Source organism: Streptomyces sp. x-80, from assembly GCF_046549095.1.
Classification (GTDB): domain Bacteria; phylum Actinomycetota; class Actinomycetes; order Streptomycetales; family Streptomycetaceae; genus Streptomyces; species Streptomyces celluloflavus.
This window is the reverse complement of the sequence record NZ_JAJPWM010000063.1, coordinates 1-2,493: the sequence shown is the minus strand read 5'-3', so window position 1 is coordinate 2,493 and position 2,493 is coordinate 1. Positions and strand designations below refer to the sequence as shown.

1 rRNA gene is annotated in these 2,493 nt (G+C 56.2%); it reads right to left on the bottom strand.

The annotated features are described in order from the left end of the window. Positions 1 to 21 precede the first annotated feature (21 nt). Positions 22 to 2,493, bottom strand: a 23S ribosomal RNA gene (locus ACLJWH_RS41900); the annotation flags it as partial.

Here is a 2,493-nt window from a genome sequence, read left to right as displayed (position 1 = left end):
ACACAGTGGACGCGAGCAACTGAGGACAAGCCCTCGGCCTATTAGTACCAGTCAACTCCAACCGTTACCGGTCTTCCATATCTGGCCTATCAACCCAGTCGTCTACTGGGAGCCTTACCCCATCAAGTGGGAGGGAGCCCTCATCTCGAAGCAGGCTTCCCGCTTAGATGCTTTCAGCGGTTATCCTTTCCGAACGTAGCCAACCAGCCATGCCCTTGGCAGGACAACTGGCACACCAGAGGTTCGTCCGTCCCGGTCCTCTCGTACTAGGGACAGCCCTTCTCAAGACTCCTACGCGCACAGCGGATAGGGACCGAACTGTCTCACGACGTTCTAAACCCAGCTCGCGTACCGCTTTAATGGGCGAACAGCCCAACCCTTGGGACCGACTCCAGCCCCAGGATGCGACGAGCCGACATCGAGGTGCCAAACCATCCCGTCGATATGGACTCTTGGGGAAGATCAGCCTGTTATCCCCGGGGTACCTTTTATCCGTTGAGCGACGGCGCTTCCACAAGCCACCGCCGGATCACTAGTCCCGACTTTCGTCCCTGCTCGACCCGTCAGTCTCACAGTCAAGCTCCCTTGTGCACTTACACTCAACACCTGATTGCCAACCAGGCTGAGGGAACCTTTGGGCGCCTCCGTTACTCTTTAGGAGGCAACCGCCCCAGTTAAACTACCCACCAGACACTGTCCCTGATCCGGATCACGGACCCAGGTTAGACATCCAGCACGACCAGAGTGGTATTTCAACAATGACTCCCCCTGAACTGGCGTCCAGAGTTCACAGTCTCCCACCTATCCTACACAAGCCGAACCGAACACCAATATCAAGCTATAGTAAAGGTCCCGGGGTCTTTCCGTCCTGCTGCGCGAAACGAGCATCTTTACTCGTAGTGCAATTTCACCGGGCCTATGGTTGAGACAGTCGAGAAGTCGTTACGCCATTCGTGCAGGTCGGAACTTACCCGACAAGGAATTTCGCTACCTTAGGATGGTTATAGTTACCACCGCCGTTTACTGGCGCTTAAGTTCTCAGCTTCGCCAACCCGAAGATTGACTAACCGGTCCCCTTAACGTTCCAGCACCGGGCAGGCGTCAGTCCGTATACATCGCCTTACGGCTTCGCACGGACCTGTGTTTTTAGTAAACAGTCGCTTCTCGCTGGTCTCTGCGGCCACCCCCAGCTCAGAGCGCAAAGCCCATCACCAGAAATGGCCCCCCTTCTCCCGAAGTTACGGGGGCATTTTGCCGAGTTCCTTAACCATAGTTCACCCGAACGCCTCGGTATTCTCTACCTGACCACCTGAGTCGGTTTAGGGTACGGGCCGCCATGAAACTCGCTAGAGGCTTTTCTCGACAGCATAGGATCATCCACTTCACCACAATCGGCTCGGCATCAGGTCTCAACCTATATGTGTGACGGATTTACCTACCACACGGCCTACACCCTTACCCCGGGACAACCACCGCCCGGGCTGGACTACCTTCCTGCGTCACCCCATCGCTTACCTACTACCACCTTGGATCAGCGGCTCCACCACGTCCCTTCGTCCGAAGACTCCAGGCCGGCTTCACGGCCTTAGCATCAATGGATTCGATACTGGGCGTTTCAAAGCGGGTACCGGAATATCAACCGGTTGTCCATCGACTACGCCTGTCGGCCTCGCCTTAGGTCCCGACTTACCCTGGGCAGATCAGCTTGACCCAGGAACCCTTAGTCAATCGGCGCACACGTTTCCCACGTGTGTATCGCTACTCATGCCTGCATTCTCACTCGCGAACCGTCCACAACTCGTTTCCACGGCTGCTTCACCCGGCACACGACGCTCCCCTACCCATCACAACAAGCGTTAGCTTCATATGCTGCAATGACACGACTTCGGCGGTGTGCTTGAGCCCCGCTACATTGTCGGCGCAGAATCACTTGACCAGTGAGCTATTACGCACTCTTTCAAGGATGGCTGCTTCTAAGCCAACCTCCTGGTTGTCTCTGCGACTCCACATCCTTTCCCACTTAGCACACGCTTAGGGGCCTTAGTCGATGCTCTGGGCTGTTTCCCTCTCGACCATGGAGCTTATCCCCCACAGTCTCACTGCCGCGCTCTCACTTACCGGCATTCGGAGTTTGGCTAAGGTCAGTAACCCGGTAGGGCCCATCGCCTATCCAGTGCTCTACCTCCGGCAAGAAACACACGACGCTGCACCTAAATGCATTTCGGGGAGAACCAGCTATCACGGAGTTTGATTGGCCTTTCACCCCTAACCACAGGTCATCCCCCAGGTTTTCAACCCTGGTGGGTTCGGTCCTCCACGAAGTCTTACCTCCGCTTCAACCTGCCCATGGCTAGATCACTCCGCTTCGGGTCTTGGGCACGCTACTCAACGCCCTATTCGGACTCGCTTTCGCTACGGCTTCCCCACACGGGTTAACCTCGCAACATACCGCAAACTCGCAGGCTCATTCTTCAAAAGGCACGCAGTCACGAC